26 protein-coding genes and 1 pseudogene are annotated in these 18,461 nt (G+C 41.8%); 17 read left to right on the top strand and 10 right to left on the bottom strand.

Going from position 1 to position 18,461, the window contains the following annotated elements:
- Positions 1-424 precede the first annotated feature (424 nt).
- From ZMOB_RS09640 to ZMOB_RS10145, 6 genes and pseudogenes are all read left to right on the top strand, one after another.
- Positions 425-688: a type II toxin-antitoxin system RelB/DinJ family antitoxin gene (locus tag ZMOB_RS09640; RefSeq protein ID WP_014466485.1), complete on the top strand. Its 264-nt coding sequence runs from the start codon at positions 425-427 to the stop codon at positions 686-688.
- A gap of 537 nt (positions 689-1,225) precedes the next feature.
- Positions 1,226-2,350 carry a helix-turn-helix domain-containing protein gene (locus ZMOB_RS09635; protein ID WP_014466484.1) on the top strand — a complete coding sequence of 375 codons (1,125 nt, stop codon included), beginning with the start codon at positions 1,226-1,228 and terminating at the stop codon, positions 2,348-2,350.
- 559 nt (positions 2,351-2,909) lie between these two features.
- On the top strand, positions 2,910-3,296 hold the full coding sequence (locus ZMOB_RS09625) for a plasmid mobilization protein (RefSeq protein ID WP_141933287.1): 387 nt from the start codon (positions 2,910-2,912) through the stop codon (positions 3,294-3,296).
- A 601-nt stretch (positions 3,297-3,897) separates the two neighbouring features.
- Complete coding sequence (locus ZMOB_RS09615; RefSeq protein ID WP_014466481.1) at positions 3,898-4,128, top strand: AbrB/MazE/SpoVT family DNA-binding domain-containing protein; 231 nt, start codon at positions 3,898-3,900, stop codon at positions 4,126-4,128.
- Complete coding sequence (gene mazF / locus ZMOB_RS09610; protein WP_014466480.1) at positions 4,125-4,454, top strand: endoribonuclease MazF; 330 nt, start codon at positions 4,125-4,127, stop codon at positions 4,452-4,454. Before ZMOB_RS09615 ends, mazF begins: the two co-directional genes overlap by 4 nt.
- A 3-nt stretch (positions 4,455-4,457) precedes the next feature.
- A pseudogene (locus ZMOB_RS10145) lies at positions 4,458-4,667 on the top strand (hypothetical protein); the annotation flags it as partial.
- A 32-nt stretch (positions 4,668-4,699) separates the two neighbouring features.
- Here ZMOB_RS10145 and ZMOB_RS09605 read toward each other — a convergent pair.
- The 3 genes from ZMOB_RS09605 to ZMOB_RS09590 form a co-directional block, all read right to left on the bottom strand.
- Positions 4,700-4,981 (bottom strand): type II toxin-antitoxin system RelB/DinJ family antitoxin, encoded by a 282-nt coding sequence (locus ZMOB_RS09605; RefSeq protein WP_014466479.1) that lies wholly within the window; start codon positions 4,979-4,981, stop codon positions 4,700-4,702.
- A gap of 109 nt (positions 4,982-5,090) precedes the next feature.
- Positions 5,091-5,870, bottom strand: a complete 780-nt coding sequence (locus ZMOB_RS09600) for a hypothetical protein (RefSeq protein ID WP_014466478.1) — start codon at positions 5,868-5,870, stop codon at positions 5,091-5,093.
- A 1,350-nt stretch (positions 5,871-7,220) separates the two neighbouring features.
- On the bottom strand, positions 7,221-7,694 hold the full coding sequence (locus ZMOB_RS09590) for a helix-turn-helix domain-containing protein (RefSeq protein WP_014466477.1): 474 nt from the start codon (positions 7,692-7,694) through the stop codon (positions 7,221-7,223).
- A 483-nt stretch (positions 7,695-8,177) separates the two neighbouring features.
- Here ZMOB_RS09590 and ZMOB_RS09585 point away from each other — a divergent pair, with 483 nt between their 5' ends.
- The 8 genes from ZMOB_RS09585 (at position 8,178) to ZMOB_RS09555 (ending at position 12,730) form a co-directional block, all read left to right on the top strand.
- A complete protein-coding gene (locus ZMOB_RS09585; protein ID WP_041573486.1) occupies positions 8,178-8,495 on the top strand; it encodes a hypothetical protein in 318 nt (105 codons plus the stop codon).
- A 124-nt stretch (positions 8,496-8,619) separates the two neighbouring features.
- The gene (locus ZMOB_RS09580; RefSeq protein ID WP_014466426.1) at positions 8,620-8,871 is read left to right on the top strand and encodes a GapR family DNA-binding domain-containing protein; all 252 of its coding nucleotides are present in this window, start codon (positions 8,620-8,622) and stop codon (positions 8,869-8,871) included.
- Between the two features lie 106 nt (positions 8,872-8,977).
- Positions 8,978-10,483 (top strand): helix-turn-helix domain-containing protein, encoded by a 1,506-nt coding sequence (locus ZMOB_RS09575; protein WP_014466475.1) that lies wholly within the window; start codon positions 8,978-8,980, stop codon positions 10,481-10,483.
- Positions 10,484-10,694: 211 nt separating this feature from the next.
- Positions 10,695-10,874: a type II toxin-antitoxin system HicA family toxin gene (locus ZMOB_RS10035; RefSeq protein ID WP_080558567.1), complete on the top strand. Its 180-nt coding sequence runs from the start codon at positions 10,695-10,697 to the stop codon at positions 10,872-10,874.
- Between the two features lie 9 nt (positions 10,875-10,883).
- Entirely contained in the window at positions 10,884-11,309 is a 426-nt protein-coding gene (locus tag ZMOB_RS09570; protein WP_014466473.1) for a type II toxin-antitoxin system HicB family antitoxin, read from the top strand.
- 351 nt (positions 11,310-11,660) lie between these two features.
- Positions 11,661-11,915, top strand: a complete 255-nt coding sequence (locus ZMOB_RS09565; protein WP_014466472.1) for a type II toxin-antitoxin system RelB/DinJ family antitoxin — start codon at positions 11,661-11,663, stop codon at positions 11,913-11,915.
- Positions 11,899-12,207: a type II toxin-antitoxin system RelE family toxin gene (locus ZMOB_RS09560; protein WP_014466471.1), complete on the top strand. Its 309-nt coding sequence runs from the start codon at positions 11,899-11,901 to the stop codon at positions 12,205-12,207. The genes ZMOB_RS09565 and ZMOB_RS09560 overlap by 17 nt, the downstream gene beginning before the upstream one ends.
- 205 nt (positions 12,208-12,412) lie before the next feature.
- Entirely contained in the window at positions 12,413-12,730 is a 318-nt protein-coding gene (locus ZMOB_RS09555) for a helix-turn-helix domain-containing protein (protein WP_014466470.1), read from the top strand.
- Here the strand turns inward: ZMOB_RS09555 and ZMOB_RS10030 are convergent.
- The 3 genes from ZMOB_RS10030 to ZMOB_RS09540 all read right to left on the bottom strand — a co-directional run bounded on the left by ZMOB_RS10030 (position 12,715) and on the right by ZMOB_RS09540 (position 14,338).
- A protein-coding gene (locus tag ZMOB_RS10030) for an IS5 family transposase (protein WP_099045773.1) occupies positions 12,715-13,478 on the bottom strand; the annotation gives its coding sequence in 2 pieces (ribosomal slippage) (positions 12,715-13,145 and positions 13,145-13,478; 765 coding nt in all). The genes ZMOB_RS09555 and ZMOB_RS10030 overlap by 16 nt on opposite strands.
- Positions 13,479-13,550: 72 nt before the next feature.
- The gene (locus ZMOB_RS09545; protein WP_014466469.1) at positions 13,551-14,045 is read right to left on the bottom strand and encodes a GNAT family N-acetyltransferase; all 495 of its coding nucleotides are present in this window, start codon (positions 14,043-14,045) and stop codon (positions 13,551-13,553) included.
- A complete protein-coding gene (locus ZMOB_RS09540; RefSeq protein ID WP_014466468.1) occupies positions 14,042-14,338 on the bottom strand; it encodes a type II toxin-antitoxin system TacA family antitoxin in 297 nt (98 codons plus the stop codon). The genes ZMOB_RS09545 and ZMOB_RS09540 overlap by 4 nt, the downstream gene beginning before the upstream one ends.
- Positions 14,339-14,535: 197 nt before the next feature.
- Between ZMOB_RS09540 and ZMOB_RS09535 the strand changes: the two genes are divergently transcribed.
- The gene (locus tag ZMOB_RS09535) at positions 14,536-15,186 is read left to right on the top strand and encodes an AAA family ATPase (protein ID WP_014466467.1); all 651 of its coding nucleotides are present in this window, start codon (positions 14,536-14,538) and stop codon (positions 15,184-15,186) included.
- Positions 15,187-15,215: 29 nt separating this feature from the next.
- Entirely contained in the window at positions 15,216-15,476 is a 261-nt protein-coding gene (locus tag ZMOB_RS09530; RefSeq protein WP_014466466.1) for a ribbon-helix-helix protein, CopG family, read from the top strand.
- Between the two features lie 133 nt (positions 15,477-15,609).
- Here ZMOB_RS09530 and ZMOB_RS10140 read toward each other — a convergent pair whose 3' ends face one another.
- On the bottom strand, positions 15,610-15,849 hold the full coding sequence (locus tag ZMOB_RS10140; RefSeq protein WP_185737979.1) for a hypothetical protein: 240 nt from the start codon (positions 15,847-15,849) through the stop codon (positions 15,610-15,612).
- Between the two features lie 117 nt (positions 15,850-15,966).
- Here ZMOB_RS10140 and ZMOB_RS10025 point away from each other — a divergent pair.
- Positions 15,967-16,730, top strand: a protein-coding gene (locus tag ZMOB_RS10025; protein WP_099045773.1) for an IS5 family transposase whose coding sequence is annotated in 2 segments (ribosomal slippage) — positions 15,967-16,300 and positions 16,300-16,730 — 765 coding nt in all. Because the reading frame shifts where the segments join, the coding sequence is not laid out codon by codon here.
- 85 nt (positions 16,731-16,815) lie between these two features.
- Here the strand turns inward: ZMOB_RS10025 and ZMOB_RS09520 are convergent.
- The 3 genes from ZMOB_RS09520 to ZMOB_RS09510 all read right to left on the bottom strand — a co-directional run bounded on the left by ZMOB_RS09520 (position 16,816) and on the right by ZMOB_RS09510 (position 18,435).
- Positions 16,816-17,052: a hypothetical protein gene (locus ZMOB_RS09520; protein WP_014466464.1), complete on the bottom strand. Its 237-nt coding sequence runs from the start codon at positions 17,050-17,052 to the stop codon at positions 16,816-16,818.
- 775 nt (positions 17,053-17,827) lie between these two features.
- Positions 17,828-18,208 carry a type II toxin-antitoxin system death-on-curing family toxin gene (locus tag ZMOB_RS09515; protein ID WP_012817663.1) on the bottom strand — a complete coding sequence of 127 codons (381 nt, stop codon included), beginning with the start codon at positions 18,206-18,208 and terminating at the stop codon, positions 17,828-17,830.
- The gene (locus tag ZMOB_RS09510; protein WP_012817662.1) at positions 18,205-18,435 is read right to left on the bottom strand and encodes a hypothetical protein; all 231 of its coding nucleotides are present in this window, start codon (positions 18,433-18,435) and stop codon (positions 18,205-18,207) included. The genes ZMOB_RS09515 and ZMOB_RS09510 overlap by 4 nt, the downstream gene beginning before the upstream one ends.
- Between the last annotated feature and the right edge of the window lie 26 nt (positions 18,436-18,461).

Below are 18,461 nucleotides of genomic sequence, written 5' to 3'. Positions count from 1 at the left end.
TTATTTATCATGATAAATAATGACAGCCAAGTAAGACAAAACATACTCTCTATCTTTCCAGTAGAGTGCCAGATAGTGGGTTAAAGTTAGCTATCTGAAATCATATTGTAATCGTTTTGCTTAATAAAATGTCTATTGAGCTGTCCAATTTCGCTAAAAACCAGCGTGTTGCTTAGATTGGTAGTGCTGCGTCAAAATGCGTTGAGTGGGGCGGGTTTATTCTATTAAATAACCCGCTTTATAAGCTGTATTTGGGAAGATTTAGGCTATATCTGCGTTAATAGAGCGCGCGTCAAAACAGAGGGTTGAATTTACCGCAGGCTTTGGTTGATCGCGAACACAACGGGTCTGAAAAAACATCGCTTTTCAAAATCATTAAAAGCAGATACTATGAATTATCTTGTCATTCAAAAATGGAATAAAAATGGCGGCTAATCAGTTAGTGCAAGCTCGGATTAATGGGCAAATAAAACAGGAAGCTGCTGCGATCTTGGGTAGTATAGGCCTTACTGTATCGGACGCCGTCCGAATGATGCTTACAAAAGTTGTTCAAGAAAAAGCGTTACCCTTTGAACCTTTGGTTCCAAACAAAAAAACACTTGCTGCAATGCTGGAGGCTCGAACGGGTAAACTAAAAAAATTTGATGATATTCAATCTCTTATGGCTACTTTGAATGCGGCAGATTGAGAAAACTTTGCAATTTAGACGAGCTTATAAAAGAGAAAAGAACAGATAGATCTCTCGATAAATGTTTTGTCCCGATTATAATTAATCTTGCAAAGAATGAATTTCTTGCTCTCCGATTTAAAGATCATTCTTTAACGGATAATGGGAGCAATTATTAGGAATATCATGTTAGATCTGCCTTGCTTTTAATTTATTGGAAAGCTGATGAGTGGATAATTTAACTAGTGAGAATTGGATCTCATTTTGAATTATTCGGATAAAAATAGGTTTTTCTTCTAATTTTTAAAAATGCTCTTGTCTGATAGTTAAAAATAAGCGTAAATCTTTAACCAGTTTTGAAATGCTTTCAGGGCAAAAAAAACGTCCGGTTGCTTCAACAACCGGACGTTTTGATTTCGAAATGTAACGGTTACTAGAACCGACATAACAACATAAAGCAATGTTGATTCTAATGATTGTTGCAGGAATACGCAAGCCTCTATTGAGGTAAAAAATTGTGTAGTGAAATCTAGCCCTGTCCATAGAGAGGACAGGAAAATGACAAAAGTAAGTGCTTCTAATCTTATCCAGCAGCTTCAGTCCCAAGAGGATACTAGCGCAACAACGGATAAATTAGTTTTCCGAAGTTATAACGAACAACCGCCACAGCCTGAATTTGATGAGAATGACTATTTTCGTCAGCTCGTAAAAAGCGGCTTAGATGCTGAATCTGCGGCAGACATTGCCCATAAAACCGCCCAAGCCAAATTTCTTGACCCACTGGAACACGCAGAAATCAGATTGAAGCCATTAGACCCCGTCCATAGAAATTCTTATGAAGTGGGCGAACGTGAACATCTCGTTTGGAAAGCCATCAATAAAGACCATATTGGTGCCTATCTTGAAGCTGTCGATCAGTATTCGATCAAAACGCGGGCTTTAAGTGATAAAGCGGTTCGCTTGCTAAAGATGCTGTTTCGGATGGCTGATTTTAGAACAGGCCGTTTAGAACCGACTCTTGAGACGATTTCTGAAAAGGTTGGTTTTGCTCGTGCGACCGTTGTCCGATTATTGAGGCAGCTAAAAGAGCAAGGATTCCTTCGTTGGATACGGCGATCAATCAGAATTAAAAAGGAAGATGCACGCCCGCAGCGGAGGCAAACCAGCAATGCTTACGGCTTTTTATCTCCGGCCTCTTGGCCTGAAATAGCAAAACAGGCCTTTTTGCATGTCATGCAGCGCAGACATATTCCCCTGCCCGACGACTTTTCTCATGCTCAAGAAAATGAGGCGGCAACAACGGAAGAAATGCTGGAAAGTTTGCCCGTAAAAGAGTTTGCTGAAGTGATCATGGGAGAGACAGAAAAAGGGGAGAAAAAAGAGCGCAAAATACCGCCTGACCGACCCTTGAAAAAACCCCAAAATTCGGGATTTTTACGAGAGTTCAATTTTGATACTCTATATAGTTATAGTTATTTATATAATAACGCTCTGGAGACCTCTAAAACCCGAAAAGATCAAACTGATCCTTTCCTTTTAGCTCTGTACGCTAGAAAATTTCGGACAGATCAAAACGCAGCTATCCTTCAACACCGCAAAAAAAGAAAAAAACTCGGCTGGATGCCTCTTTCTCCAGACGAAATAGCACAGCTGTTGATTAAAACTCGACAGATGAAGCCATAATTATACCCAAAAGCTTTCAAATACACTTAGAAGACAGAAAGCTGTTCGCTTCGCTCACAGGCTAGGCGAAGAAAGTATAGGGCTTCCTATGTTGCTTTACGGACGATTAAACGCATATTTTGTTTAGGAAGGGGAATAAAGTTTCCTTTTTTCTCGGTCAATTATAGCGTTCCTGTCTCTACCTTTTTTATTAACCGGCAAAACCATTCATAGGTGCAGTCCAGTTCTTTACCGATCTCGTCAAAGATCATCTGGCGGGAATAACCTTTTTCTAATTTCCTAAAAATAAAATCTTTTCGGGCAAAAAATCTTACTTTTACCATGCCGCGCCGATTTCTCTCCATTTTGAACCTATCCTATTTGATTTTGCTTCATTTAGTTACACTTAGTTTTAATTAAGGTCACTTAAGTTCATTTAATTACATAGAATAAAGGCTGAACTAGAATGAAACTAAATGTAACTAAATTTCTCCCCTTTTGAAGGCAAGATGGGTTGCCGTATATACGGCAACAAACCTTATTCGCCTTCGGCTCAACGGAAATAAGACTGGCACGTCTGATGAAAATTGAAAAACAATGGAATAAAAATGTCGGACCGAGGGCGCAGAAATCTGTTCCAGTCAGAATGACTATAGAGGAATACGATCAGATTAAGAGGACAGCAGAAAAAGTTCGCTTGCCAGTATCAACCCTTCTTCGAGAATTAGCACTGGGTCACAATCCGCCTAGCCGAATTGAACAAGACACCTTTTTGCAAGTCGCTTATCTCCGGGGGGATCTTGGCCGACTAGGTGGGTTATTGAAAATGTGTCTAGTAGACGCTCCAGGTGAGGCTGTTTCGGAGGCAGATGTCCGATCAGCTCTTCACAAAATACTAAGCCGTCAAGACGAGATATCCGACCTACTCGATCAGCTAAGGAATATTATTCCAGCAAAACCAAAATAGCCCATTAGATAGAAGGAATAGCCGCATAAAACTTGTTTGTGATTTTTATTAGAAAAGGGGGGATAGTTATTTTTGTTGGGAATAGAAATATTGCAAAACTGTATAGCGCAACAAATGCGTAAACCCCCATGTAGAAACCCTTAAAGACTAAGTAGGTTGGGTGGTGGATAGTTGCCCATAATTTTATAATACAAGCCGCGAATGGAGTGAGAAGCAAGAGGAGACATCTCAAGAAAGAACCGACTCTTTTCGAGTTATCTTTGACACCAAAAAATTTGTATCCAAGGCTTTCAAAAAAAGCGAAAAAGCAAATTCCAACACTTATAAAAAAATAGGTGCTAGAAAAATTCATATTTTGCTCACTTTCTTATTTCGATGTCTTATACTTATAAAGTATTATATTATTTTGACTTTTTTAGCAGCAGCTTCGCCACATTTCTCCTTATAAATAGGGCATTTAAGCGTTTTGTCTCCTAGACCACGCTTAACCACATCGAGATGTCGGCTATTACACAGTGCAATGGTTTTTGATGCCGTTTCTTGCTTCTTTTTCTGTTTATATGTATATACATTGTATTAACTATTATAAGAGGATTCGGACATGCTCGGAATTGTCAGAAAATGGGGTAACAGCGCAGCCGTTCGCCTCCCTGCTAATATTATCGAAGCCTCTTGCTTGCAGCTTAACCAACTAGTTGAAATTCAGGAAGAAGGCGGTCGGATTACTATAACTCCTGCTCTTACTCTTGAGGCTCTGGTCTCTGGTATTACGGATGATAATAGACATGGTGAAATAGATTTTGGTCAGCCGGTTGGCGGTGAAAGTTGGTGAGTGCTTTTATTCCTGATAGCGGTGATATTGTCTGGCTTGATTTTGACCCGCAGGCTGGCAGAGAACAATCGGGTCATAGACCTGCGGTTGTGCTTAGTCCGGCTTCTTACAATGCTAAAGCAGGCATGATGATTTGCTGCCCAACAACGACCAAGATCAAAGGCTATCCTTTCGAGGTCTTGATTGCTGGAAAAAAGGAAAGCGTTGTTTTATGCGATCAGGTCAGAAGTCTTGATTATCGCGCTCGAAATGCAAAACGCAAAGGCAAAGTATCTGCGGGTGAACTCGAAGAAATTCGGCAACGTGTGCGGCTGCTTGTTGGATAACAACTCTTTCGAGGCATCCTTCCTGTTATCCCGCCTCGTTCCAATCGAAAAAAGTATATTCCTTATAATCTCCAGTACTACAAAGATCGTAATTGTATTGAGCGGATGTTTAATAAGCTGAAGCAGCTCAGACACATTGCCACACGCTATGACAAAACCAGAAAATCTTTCCTCGCCTTCCTTTGTCAACAGAACCTAGAAAATTCTTTTTAGCGTCTTTTTTGAATGGTTTTTCAAGCAAGACCTTACGCATCATGGTTCTCTTGTAATACTTTCAAGGCCTCTGCTGCCGTAAAGGCTTCCGAAAAATCAGTGCGCCTTAATGCCTCCAGCATCGCTTTTTGCGTGGTCATATTGGGCTCATCTTTAGCATAATCGAAAGATAGCGGAATCGTTTTGGTCTCGGCCACTTGATTTAAAAATAACTTAAATGCCTGCGCTGCGCTTAATCCATAACGCTCTAATACCGGAAAGGCTCGATCCCGCAAATCCTGATCCAATCGCAGATTGAAACTTGTTGTCGCCATTTTTACACCTATTGATATACATTCAGCATATATTTGCTACCAATAATACGCTGAATGTATACTTATTTCAAATAAGAATCATGGTGTGATAGTCGTTTTTCAATAAAAGCTAGCAGCCATTCAATGCATGAATAGACTGTATGAAATTCCGACCATTCCGCATGGAGGTCATAATAGATGCTCTGCCATTACAGATATGCGATTTTGCGGCATAATGATAACGCACAATAAAGATATTCGTGCTTTCTTGGGCAATATCCAGTAATTGTATCCGATCAGTCAGACTCCCATAAAATTTGGTAAGATTTGAAGCCAAAAAGGCGGGCGTCGAGCGTTTTTCTGGGACTACTAAGGCAGAAGCTGCGGCACCTTGCCCATCTCCTAATGCGGTATAAAATGCCCGTATCGTTGTCGCTGCCGTTCCATATTCATCTATAAAGTCCATGGCTTTGGCTTGTGGAGCGGAATAAGACACAGGACGAACCGCCGTTACAGTCGCTACTAAGGGTTCGTGGTGGTGTCCTGTTGCTGCAGCCATAGTATCGGTAAGCTGTACAGTCACATTTTTATGCAAAAATTGCTGAAGCAGTTTTGATGTTGCCTTGGTTCCAACTAATTGAACCGATTGGAAATGATTTTTGGGGTCAGCGAACTCATCACCGGAAAGACAAATCGGATTACTAAGCTTTAAAACGTAACTAGGTTCTGGTGTATCTCCATTTTGAACATCTTCATAATTGGGCGGGCCCGGGAAAATAATATATTCGATGATACCTGTTAACTGGGAGGGTTCTTTCCGTTCCAAATTATAACATTGGCCTGCCCATGCAGATGTCTGCCAACAACATGCCATTATAGACATCAGAACAAGTGAAAAATATTTCAACATTATAGAGAAACCTCCAATTTTTGGAAAAATCCATTTTTCAATAATAAATATAAATAAATTGTAATGATTAAATAATACCTAAATATATAAAAATATATGATTTTAAATACCGTATTGGTTAAATATTTATTATAATAATATATGGATATATAATTATTAATTATTTAAGTTTATAATAAAAATGTAGTATTTTTCAGGAAAATATTCCATCCAAAACACTAAACTCCATTATTTTAAGTTCATTTGATAAAAAATTTATAAATATTTGAAAGAGTAATTTGAAATCGAGTTTTTAGGAAACAGATTGGATGCATGGAGACCTGAGCGACGAGGGTTGCTGGTTATAGATGATTTTTTCTCAAGCTAACGAATCCGCTAGTGGCATCAGTGTCAAGGTAATCGGTTCGAATTTTAACGGGGTGCTTTATGCCCTTCGAATAGGTTGCCTATGGCGAGGCATAGATAACACTATAGAAAATGGAATTCTGTCTATGTTCGGTTCCACAAATGGGCAAACAGGGTGTCTGGGATACTTTTTTAGAAAGCTTGATTGGCCTTGGTTCTGACTATGACTGACAATATATATAGTGGATATTACGATTATCGGGATCATAGCCAAGCAGTTGGTGAAGAAAGGGGATGGCAAGGAAGCCTTTGATTGAAGCAGCGGTAGTTTTACAAGTAAGGTTCCTATGCTTAGACGTCCTCTCGCTTTTGAGATGAAATGAGATGAGGGTATCCACTTATTTTTAGCTATATGCTGCTTTATAGGGCTAAATACGAGAGATTTAGGGTGCGTTTGAGCTGACAGCTTTGAGCAAAAAATAGGGGGTCAATTTTACTGGGGACTTGGCTGGCATCGAACGCAAGGGGGCTGAAAAAACACTTCTGAAGTAATATTACAGAATTTAATGAGCTATATTATTCCGTGCTAAAGCAGTTTATCTAACTGCGGATCTGGCTTTTATTCTCTTTATATAATCGCGTTTAAATTGAGATGTTTGTTCAATCCTCCGCATAAAGATCATCCATCAGAGATTGAGTGCTGTCGAATTTTTTTAATTTACTGACGCGTGCGTCTTTCATAGCAATCAATGTCTTTTTGTTTGGAACAAAGGATCAAAAGGCAGAGCTTTGTCTTGAACGACTTTTATCAGGCATCATGCGGACAGCATCAGATGCAGTCAGACCAAGGCTTTTGAAGAAAGCAGACGCTTCCTGTTTTAAGCCGATGTGTCGCATAGAATAACTAAGGCAGGGCGCTCTCTATAAAATCATGGACGCGGCATTCGGAAATTTCTCTGAATAACCAACATGTTAGGAATATTAGTTATTCAGGAAGAGATGATATTAAATCTCGGTATGGAATATCTGCGGTTGCGTCATCACAATAGGTAGTCTTTGCGCAAGCGATGATGCTATTTTTTGTTTAAGATTCCATGAGTCTGGGCTTCCGATTTCCATCGGAGCTAACAAACCAAGCAGCATTTTCCGGAGTTCTGTTTGAGTAGGTAATTTTACCGAGGTTTCCGTGCATTTTGACTCAGTAATATTCTTTATTACCGAAGGTGTTGGATGATCTTCAAACGCGTCTGCTACAAAAGTTACCCATTCTGGGATACCTTTTGTCTGTCCATTTTCAAATGCAGATATAGTTTGCTGTTTGATATCTGATATTTTGCCACGAGCTTCTGCCGAGAGTTTGGCTTCTTTTGCAAGCCTATTTGCACTCCATCCGCGAGAATTTCTTTCCTCACGGAGCCATTGCCGCACCTTTTCGATCTTTGTTGTTTCAGATGATGCATGTCTCGTCATAATCAGCATTTTACAATCAGCCTAATCTCTAAGCAGCAAATAAGAGACCAAAAATAATGGTTTTTTTAAAAAGATAACGGGTGTTTATAAAAATATATAAAAATTTCTTGTTGAAATGGTTATTATCTGTAATAACCACATCTAAGTTACAGGCGAATCTTAAAGAATCCATAAAACAGGTGGTAGCATGTCTGGGATAACAAGAGTCAATAAAAAATGTTTTTGTGAATTTTTATTAAATATTAGTAAAGCTTTGTAGGATGATTTCGCAGTCGGCTGTCCTATCAGATATGCTTCCTGATTTCTTTCTTTTCTGTATGCGATTTCAGGAGCTGTCTAGTCCAAAATTAAGGGTATCTATGTCGAATTTGAGGAGGCGAGATATCCATCGTTTCTTATTGCAGATGATCTTTCTGCGTTCTGCACATGAGCGAAATTCTTTCAAATTTGCTCCGAATTCTCCCCAATCATCGAAGCCAAAGTTGTGCCAAAATGACAATTAAAGCAGCCGAAAATATGCCTTCTGTAGTCGATGGCGAGATCAGCACATTCAAGCAGAAGATCAGCAACGCCCTATATCTTCATATGGGGCAGGTGGAATGCGGTCTTCGTCTGCTTATGGATCGTTTGGAATGTATTCGACAAGCAGAAGAGACCCGTTCTTATGTCTTGCTAGAAAATGTCTCAAAAGATGAATTAATAAGATTTAATACTGAAATATTAAGTCTTATCGAGGTGATTAAGCGTTCAGCAACTACGGCGAATGACGGCTTGACAGGCTTCATTGAAAATTTCGGGTCATCCTTATGACCCATTGTTTTTTCAGCCTTTCCTATTTGGAAAAGACCTGTTCTGTTTCCGCCAGTTCCAATTTTGGGTTCTTGGCCGATGCCTATTCGGCAATCCCTTATTTTCTCACCGGAGAGACCGTCTTATGAGTTCTATTCATGCGACCGAAGAGCTGACTGAAAAGCTCCAATCCATTATCCGTCTTGAAGAAGAAAAGGCGCGTTTGGATGGCCAGATTGCCGAGGCTTATCGTGATCTGAAAGGTCAGAAATACGACATCAAGAAAGCCAAGCTCGCGGTCAGCCGTTCGCGGAAAGGGCATCCTGAAAATTCTATTCGTATTCTGATCAACCAGATCGTCAATGATCGGGCAATGAGCCGGAAGCTTGTTCCGTGATCAGAACCGGCGCAGCCTCTTCGCTTTTATCTATCCCAAATTCAGGCCTGCCACAGCGGAGAATCTTCGCTGTGGCTTTTTTGCGTCCAAGACCGGAGCCCGCACAATGACCGCCTCTTCCTCTTCAGCGACACTCTCGGATGCCTCTGTCTTTTCTTTAGAGCCTGCCTTTGCGTCTTTTGAAGAAATGACGCCCGAAACCAGTCCTTTTATCGACAGGCTCGGGCGTTTCAAGCGTGGCACTTATCGAAGCATGTTAATCGAAACGGGGATGCCATATGACAGCGCAAAGATCATGGCGGATAACGCCGCAGAACAGCATAAAATAGACCGCGCATTCTCTAAATCGATGCCCTTGGCCAATAGCGCTCATCCTGAAATTCCGGCCTCAAATACCAATAGTGAGATTACAGCCTCTGCATCAGATTTTGACGAAATCGAATATTTTGATCAGATGGTATCAAACGGCGTTGATCCTGAAACCGCTGCCGATATTGCCCGTAAAACAGCTATTGCGAGACGCAAAGACCCTCTCGAACGAGCCACCCGCTATAAAACCCGCCGTCGGACTCCTGATCCTGTGCATCGTGACTCTTATGAGGTTGGCGAGCGCGAAAAGTCAGTCTGGAAGCCGGTCAATCCGCAAGAGATCGGTGCCTATTTGGAAGCGGTCGATCAATATTCGATCAAAACCAAGGGTTTAAGCGATAAGGCCGTTCGTCTTCTAAAGATGCTGTTTCGGATGGTCGACTTTAAAACTGGCCGTCTGGAGCCGACCCTCGACACAATATGCGATCGTGTCGGCTATGCCCGTGCGACGGTCGTCAAATTGCTGAGGCAATTACAGGATTTAGGCTTCATCCGCTGGATACGTCGATCAATCAAGGTCAAGGCGGATGGCAAAGGCCCCCGCCGTAAGCAGACCAGTAACGCCTACGGCTTCTTGTCTCCCAAGGCTTGGCCAGATTTGGCCAGACAGGTTTTCGAGCGTGTCATGCGCCGGAGGAATGCGCCTATTCCTGACGATATCGACCACGCCCAAGAGGCGGACAAAGCCGAAACCAAGGCTATCGTTGAAAGCTTGCCGCCCGAAGATTTCGTCAAAGCGATATCGGGCGATAAAGAGCCAACAGAGCTAACGGATTCGCTCATACAGCTTGCTAAATCTATCGAGCGGGCGGAACAATGGGAACAAGAAGAGCAGGCTAAGAAGGCAGTACAGGCCGATCAGGAAGAGGTTAAAACATCTTCCAAAATCTCCAAGGAGGATACCTCAAAAAAGCCCCAAATTTCGGACAATCAACGCGAGTTCAATTCTTATACTCTATCCTGTTATAATTATTTTAATAATAACCGCTCCGATCAATTTAAAAACGAAAAAGAGAATAAGGACTGCACTGCTCCTGCCGCAGCAGGCAGTGCAGACGCTATTGATGATCGAAAACCTGATAACGATCCTTTCCTCTTAACTCTTAAAGCTCGCGGTTATCGTCCCGATCAAATCAACGCTTGCCTGAACCACAGAAATAAACGGAAAAACAATGGATGGATGGCTATCTCTCCAGATGAAACCGCCCGCCTCCTTATCCAAACAAGACAGATGCGTCCATGACACCTACAGCTATCCTTCTCAAAGCATACCGCCCATTACTATCTCGGCGCTGCTCGCTTCGCTCACAGGCTTGGCGAGAAAGGAATTAGGGTCTTCGGGAATCTATCAAATTTCTAACAATTCGCATTATCGATAATGTAATAAAAAGCTAATTTTTAAAAACCAAATTATAGCGATTACATCAAATCTATAAATGTGTATTATACATAACATGAAAAGTCGTGATTTGATCAAAGAAGTTGAAAAAGCAGGATGGATACTCGACCGAACACGTGGCTCTCATCACGTTTTCAGACATCCTCATTACTCTCATCATATCACGATACCACATCCTAAAAAGGAACTTGGTGTTGGGCTTGTTCGGGCTATCCGTAAGCAAGCCGGATTGTAGGAGAAGTTTATGCGTTATCCTGTTGCTATAGAGCCAGATACAAAATCTACGGCTTTTGGTATTGTCGTACCGGATTTACCCGGTTGCTTCTCGGCTGGCGATACGATGGATGAAGCTATTGCCAATGCTGAAGAAGCCGCATCTGCTTGGATCGATGCCACATTAGATAGTGGTCAAGATATTCCTGTACCTAGTTCTATCTCAGATTTATATAAGAACCCTGCTTATAAAGGATGGTCTTTCGGTTTTATCAATATAGATCCAGCTTTGTTGAGTGATAGGGTAAAGCGGGTAAACATTACTTTACCTGAAAGAGTTCTCGAACGTCTTGATCTCTTGGCCAAAAAGGCAGGAGAAACTCGTTCTGGTATGATCGCTTCTTTGACCTTAAAAGCTCAAAAACAAACAGATCATCATTCAGCTGTTATGATCTAACAAGTAGTAATCCAAATATAGTCCCATATATTTTATAGGGTATGTCGTAAAACCAAGAGCGCCGATTATTCGGCGCTCTTTTTTGTCGTCAAAGTTTTTCGTCTATTTTATCCCATATTTCTGGCCAGAAATATCCACTCTCTATCTCTGGCCGAAAATCACCTGTTTTTTGTAATTCCTATTATTGTATTGCATTTGTGTAGATTTATGCTATACAGGTGCCACAAAATATTTAATTTATAAAAAATTGGAGTAAAAAAATGAAATAAAACAATTAAAAAACAAATTAAAATAATTTTATTTAATATTAAAAATACAAATTAAAATAAAAAATATCAAAAGGATTGAAAAATGAAAATGTCGCAAATTAGTTTGCGTATAGATCAGGATCTGAAGGAGAATGCTTATGATAAAATAAAGAATTTTGGAACAACGCCGAGCGATTTAATTAGAGATATCTTTAAATATATCGTTCAAGAAAACAAACTCCCCATCAGGAAAAAAATAATTTCTGCTGAGGATGCCGAATTATTATCCATTGTCAAAAGCCGGCTTAAAGAACCGGCAAAATTAAAGAAAGTTACGTTCGATGAACTCTTGCAATGACACAACATATGACGTGCATTATTATAATGGTAATGCCGAAAAGTGTTGGAAAAAATTGCCACAAGATGTAAAAAAGCGCTTCGCTAAACAAATAGAAAAAGTTTGCAGAAATCCCGCTCTCGCAAAGCCTTTGTCAGGCGATCTGGCAGGATTCTATAAGCTGAAACTTCAATCGCCGGCATATCGCGTAGTTTACCAGCTTGATACGTCCCAGCATAAATTAATTATTATTGCGGTCGGTGTCCGTAATAATGGAAAAATCTATGATATTGCCGCAAAAAAATTAGAATGAAATACAAATACCTAAATATCTTTTAATTAAATATTTAGGTATTTGCATATCGTATTCTTATGACAATAGGAATATTTAATTAAAAGAGGCGGTAGAGAAAAGACAACAGTGTCTTTCAATTCTACCGCCTCTTTGCAGCAAAACTAGAAATTATTTGCCTCTTATCGGTTTCAACGATAGCGTGCCTCCTATAGGAGGCACGGGCATGATCAAAGATCGAAAACTGATTACGGCATATGACTTTGGTTATCTTATAAAAGAGCGTCGTCGTGCATTATCTCTATCTCAAACAGCTCTAGCTAAAGAAATAGGTGTCTCTCGCCGTTGGGTTTCCAATATCGAGACAGGAAAGGAAACCGCTGAACTTGTGCGCGTCATTCGAGCATTAAGGTTTCTGGGTATCTCTTTAAAAGCAACGTCCAATCCAGAAATCGAAGCTGAAATACCCCCATCTTTAGCGAGATTACTTGCTCATAGAGATAGAATTGGATTGCCTAGGCTCAGGACTCATTCTTTGAGATAGAAGATGAAACTTGCTGCGATATGGATTGCTGACATGAATGTGTGAGCGCACCGGTCGTATCGTGTTGCGACACGCCGCCAGTCTTTGAGCTTTGCGAACATATTTTCGATGAGGTGACGCTTTTTATACAGATGCCAGTCGTAAGGCGGCTTTGATTTCCGGTTCTTCTTCGGCGGAATACAGGCGGTGATATTCCGGTCTGCGAGAGACTGTCTGATTTTATTACTGTCGTATCCCCGGTCCCCGAGAATTTCTTGTGTTTCTTCCGGCAGATTTGCCAGCAGAACATCCGCGCCTTTGAAGTCACTGACCTGACCTGCGGTCAGATGCAGCCGGACAGGGCGGCCCTGACTATCGCATACAGCGTGAAGCTTTGAGTTCAGTCCGCCTTTCGTGCGTCCGATATGGCGGGGAAAAGCCCCTTTTTGAGCAGGGAGGCCGCTGTCCGGTGTGCTTTCAGATGTGTTGCATCGATCATCAGACGCTTTGAACGGCCTGCCTGCTCCGTCAGGGCGACGAAGATCCGGTCAAAGACACCCAGGCGGCTCCACCGGATAAACCGGTTGTATAAAGTCTTGTGCGGGCCATACGCTTTCGGGGCGTCTTTCCACTGAAGGCCGTTGCGGATCACGTAAACGATCCCGCTCAGGACACGACGGTCATCGACACGCGGCACACCATGCGCCAGTGGAAAAAACGGCTTAATCCGTTCCATCTGGTGCTCAGACAGCAAAAACACGTCACTCACAGCTTCACCTCCATCGGTAAACCTGTGAATCACAACAGCCCGCTCAACTCAAGAAATTAACAGGTCCTGAGCCTAGTCAAGGCTCGACTTTAAATCGGCTAATGTAATCATCAACATCATTGGGTCGATTGGAGACGGTTCGAAACCGATATGTTCGTAGAAAGATTTGGCTTCATCAGATAGCGCATGAACGAGCATACCTCTAATGCCGATAGTATTAGCTGCCTGTATTATCCTTAAGGCTGCATCCCTTACCATTGCTCGTCCAACGCCTTGGTTATGTAAAGATTGATCAATAGCAAGCCGCCCTAAAACGACAACAGGAATAGGATCTGGCATATTACGCCTAAATCGTCCATGGGCTGATTTTATAGTGATAGCGCTAGATGCCAGAGCATAATAGGCCATCACCCGTCGATTTTTACAGGCTACAAATGTGCGAGAGGCTCCTGTCATTTGATTTTTTAAAGCACGCTTTTTCAGCCATAGATCAAGGCTCTTTACACCAGATTGAAATAAGTCAACTTGATGTTCTGGGGATAATAATTCTGGGGCTGTTATTGTCACAGCTTATCCCACGGAGCTACCGTTTGCATGGTTTTTTGCAGCCGATCATTTGGGCGTGGTGGCATATCAAGGCGTGTTAAGAAATTAGTATAGGCCTTGGGATCTACAGTAATGATTAATTGATCGAACAGTGCTTCTTCTGCAGCCCTACAAGCTGCCTCTAATACAAAATCAGTACGGCTTTTTCTCTGAATTTTTGCCGCTCGATCTATTAAATCACGTTCTTCCGGTTTAATTCTAATATTCAGCGCTTCTCGTTTTTTCGGTGAAGATATTGTTGTTGTGGCTACCATAAGTGGGCTCCTTGAATACCATTTAATATAACCTTTTGTAATGTCAATGTCATTACATTTTTTGAGAATCTTTATAAATATTTTTAATATTATTTTAATGTATTTTGAATATTCAATATGATGTATAATCAATATTGATTTAACAATATAATGAACATATAAAGAATGTATCTTGAATATTCATTATAGGTTATTTTGTGATTATTTCTATTGCCAATACGAAAGGCGGTGTCGGCAAGACAACGCTTGCCGTGCAGATAGCCATAGCTAGAGCCTTGGCTGGTCGCGATGTATGGCTCATTGATGGTGATCGCCAAGGAACAGCTGCCGCTGCTATAGCTGCCCGTGCCGAAGCGCAAAAGCTTCCAGGAATTGCCTGTGCGCAATACGCTGATGGAGCACAGCTTAGAGCGCAGGTTCAGCAACAGGCTCATAAATGGGAAGACATTATTATCGATGTCGGAGGTCGAGATTCAACGGCTTTGAGAGCTTCGCTGATCTTGGCAGATACGCTTCTTGTTCCTTTTGCTCCTCGTTCTTATGATGTCTGGGCATTGGATGATATGGCAAATTTGGTTGATGAAGCTCGCAGCGTCCGTGATGGTTTGCGTTCATTGGCTGTGATGAACCAAGCTGACCCAGGTGCTAACTCAAGTGATAATGCTGACGCTGAGGCAGCTTTAGCTGATCTTCCACAATTTACCTATCTGCCAACACCTATTCGTCGTCGGAAAGCTTTTAGTAATGCTGGAGGCGCAGGTTTGTCTGTTGTTGAAAGTTTACCGCGAGATCAAAAAGCTATCGCTGAAATAAATATATTGGTTGATAGTATTTTTAATGTTGAATGAATATTCAAATAATATTGGATTAATATCAAATGGCAATTCATAAAAAGATAAAATTTAATCAATCTCAAGAGGATGCAGCTGCAGCTTTTTTAACGGCTGCGCCAGATGCAAAACTAGAAAGTAATAAGTCAAAAACTTATGAAAAAGGAATTGCTAAAGGCCATAAAAGGCAGGTGAGCATCACCATTGCTCCAGAACTTTTGCGGAAAGTTGATGAACGCGCTGAAGCTATGGGAATGGGTCGATCTGCACTTATAAGTATGGCCTTATATAGTATATTAAAAAAATAGTATTATAATGTTATTTGAATATTCATTAAGTGTAATTTGAATGTAAAATATGCTGCTTTTTCTATTCTAAGATATCGCTCTAAAAACGTAGGGTGCGCTATTAAAAAGTAGAAAATTTTTTAGCTAACGGCTCTTATCCAATAAGTGAGTCTGCTACGGTTTGAACCCATCTGGGTAGATGGGCGCTAATATGCTTGACGCGCCCATTCTCACAGCTAACAAGAAGTCGCAATCTCTTGCTACTGTTATCAAGCAATAAAACCCGATGCGCTATTTGTATAGCTTGAGCCAGATGGGTCATACTCCGCCCGAAGCGCTGTTCAATATCTGCCGGAGGCACTGCATGACCACCTCTTAATATGCGTTCAGCCACCCGGCTTCGAGATTGATGGACGCTTGATACTCCGACAAAAACTAGGCTCAGGACCTGTTAATTTCTTGAGTTGAGCGGGCTGTTGTGATTCACAGGTTTACCGATGGAGGTGAAGCTGTGAGTGACGTGTTTTTGCTGTCTGAGCACCAGATGGAACGGATTAAGCCGTTTTTTCCACTGGCGCATGGTGTGCCGCGTGTCGATGACCGTCGTGTCCTGAGCGGGATCGTTTACGTGATCCGCAACGGCCTTCAGTGGAAAGACGCCCCGAAAGCGTATGGCCCGCACAAGACTTTATACAACCGGTTTATCCGGTGGAGCCGCCTGGGTGTCTTTGACCGGATCTTCGTCGCCCTGACGGAGCAGGCAGGCCGTTCAAAGCGTCTGATGATCGATGCAACACATCTGAAAGCACACCGGACAGCGGCCTCCCTGCTCAAAAAGGGGCTTTTCCCCGCCATATCGGACGCACGAAAGGCGGACTGAACTCAAAGCTTCACGCTGTATGCGATAGTCAGGGCCGCCCTGTCCGGCTGCATCTGACCGCAGGTCAGGTCAGTGACTTCAAAGGCGCGGATGTTCTGCTGGCAAATCTGCCGGAAGAAACACAAGAAATTCTCGGGGACCGGGGATACGACAGTAATAAAATCAGACAGTCTCTCGCAGACCGGAATATCACCGCCTGTATTCCGCCGAAGAAGAACCGGAAATCAAAGCCGCCTTACGACTGGCATCTGTATAAAAAGCGTCACCTCATCGAAAATATGTTCGCAAAGCTCAAAGACTGGCGGCGTGTCGCAACACGATACGACCGGTGCGCTCACACATTCATGTCAGCAATCCATATCGCAGCAAGTTTCATCTTCTATCTCAAAGAATGAGTCCTGAGCCTAGCTACATAACGTTGCGCAAGAGTAGACTTCCCTGCACCATTCGGGCCCGCGAATATCCATAGATGAGGCAAACTCATAGAGTTTTGATAACTTCATCACCCGTTTCATTGAAACGAACAAGTTCACGATGGCCATCAGGATATTCCTTAATCAGGAGACCTTCTGGTGTGTCGTCTTCAACATAATAGACGGGAAAGCCTGCGTCTAAGTGCTCTTGAGCAGCGGCACCGTCATCATAGCTAGCAGCGATGACGATGCTATGCCAAAGGGTATCACTGTTATCAGTTGATGATTGAGGGATAGATGTCATTTTAAACCTCTACGGAGCTAATTATTTTTAATTTTACAGCACCCTTTTCATGATACAAGTATAATCACATGGGTTGTATATGTCTTGAACAGGCCTATCTGGCCCGCCTAAATTTGTTAGAAAATATTCGCTTCTTTCGATAATTTTTTATATTCTGACCTTATAGTCAAACAGACGTGTTGCCGTTTTCAATATCATCGATTTTAGGCTAAATCTGCATAACAGAATATGACTTTGATTTTAGAGAGCTGCCTTGGCATTCTGTCTTTTTATGAGCTGCATAAATCAACGCCTCAACTCTCCAATTTTGCTAAAAACAGACAATTTGCTTAAATGCGCTGCCTTGAGATGAAATGAGATGAGGGTTCCAGCTTGTTTTTAGCTATATGCCGCTTTATAAGGCTAAATATGGAGGGTTTATGGTATGTTTGAGCCAATACGAGTGAGCGAAAATAGAGGGGTGAAAAAAGCCCGCGGCTTGGATGGCATCGAACGCAAAGGGTCTGAAAAAACATTATTGAAATAATATTATAGAACCTAATGAAGCATATTATTCCGCGCTAAAACAGTTTATCTAACTATGAAATTGCATACAGAACACCACTCTGAATGAGTCCTCTGCCATATGAAAATTGGTATCTTTTTGGCTCATACCCAAAGAATGCCGGACAGTGGCTGGAGTTGGATACATACCAGAAACCGTATCTTCATCAGTGGTTGTAGTAAGTCGTTTACGGTCAACACGGTCACCATAAATACCAATATCTTTTAGCCATCAAGCGGAATGCTTAACAGTATTCAATCGAAGCCATTGATCTAAAATCTCAAATTCAAAGTTGTTATTTCGATAAAGCTCGCTGATAAAACTATAGGCCATTTCAGCATCTGCCGAAATCAAGACACCATTCAAGGCAAGAAATGTATAGGTGACTGCAAAAGCCGTTCGCTTGTTACCATCAATGAATGGGTGGTTTTGGGCAAGGCTTTCCCAAAGTGCAGCAGATTTTTGTATAAGATCGTTATAATAGCCTGTCTGCGGACGAAACAAGGCAGCCTCTAATAATCCTTTATCTCGGATCCCGTAAGACCCTCCATATCGATCTATTTGATCAGTATGAATAGCCAAAGCTTCAACAAGGGTGATAAACTCACTCATTCAGCTAATTTTTTGTATAGCGTTGCAAAATTCTTGTGGCTTGCCTGATAGATATTCATAACCCGGCTGCGAGGCTGATTAAGTCTCCGTTTTTCGATCAGATCAGATAGTGCCTCTTCAACTAAAGACTGAATCTGTCTCCCTTCGTTTTGGGCAAGGTTTCTAACCGTGTTCAGTATCTCCATATCAACCTGAGTGGCGAATTTTTCACGTGTGTGGGTTGCCATAAAGCACCTCGAATATTGGGTTGATA

The sequence above is a fragment of the Zymomonas mobilis subsp. mobilis ATCC 10988 genome (assembly GCF_000175255.2).
Lineage (GTDB): Bacteria > Pseudomonadota > Alphaproteobacteria > Sphingomonadales > Sphingomonadaceae > Zymomonas > Zymomonas mobilis.
This window is presented reverse-complemented; position numbering and strand designations above follow the sequence as displayed.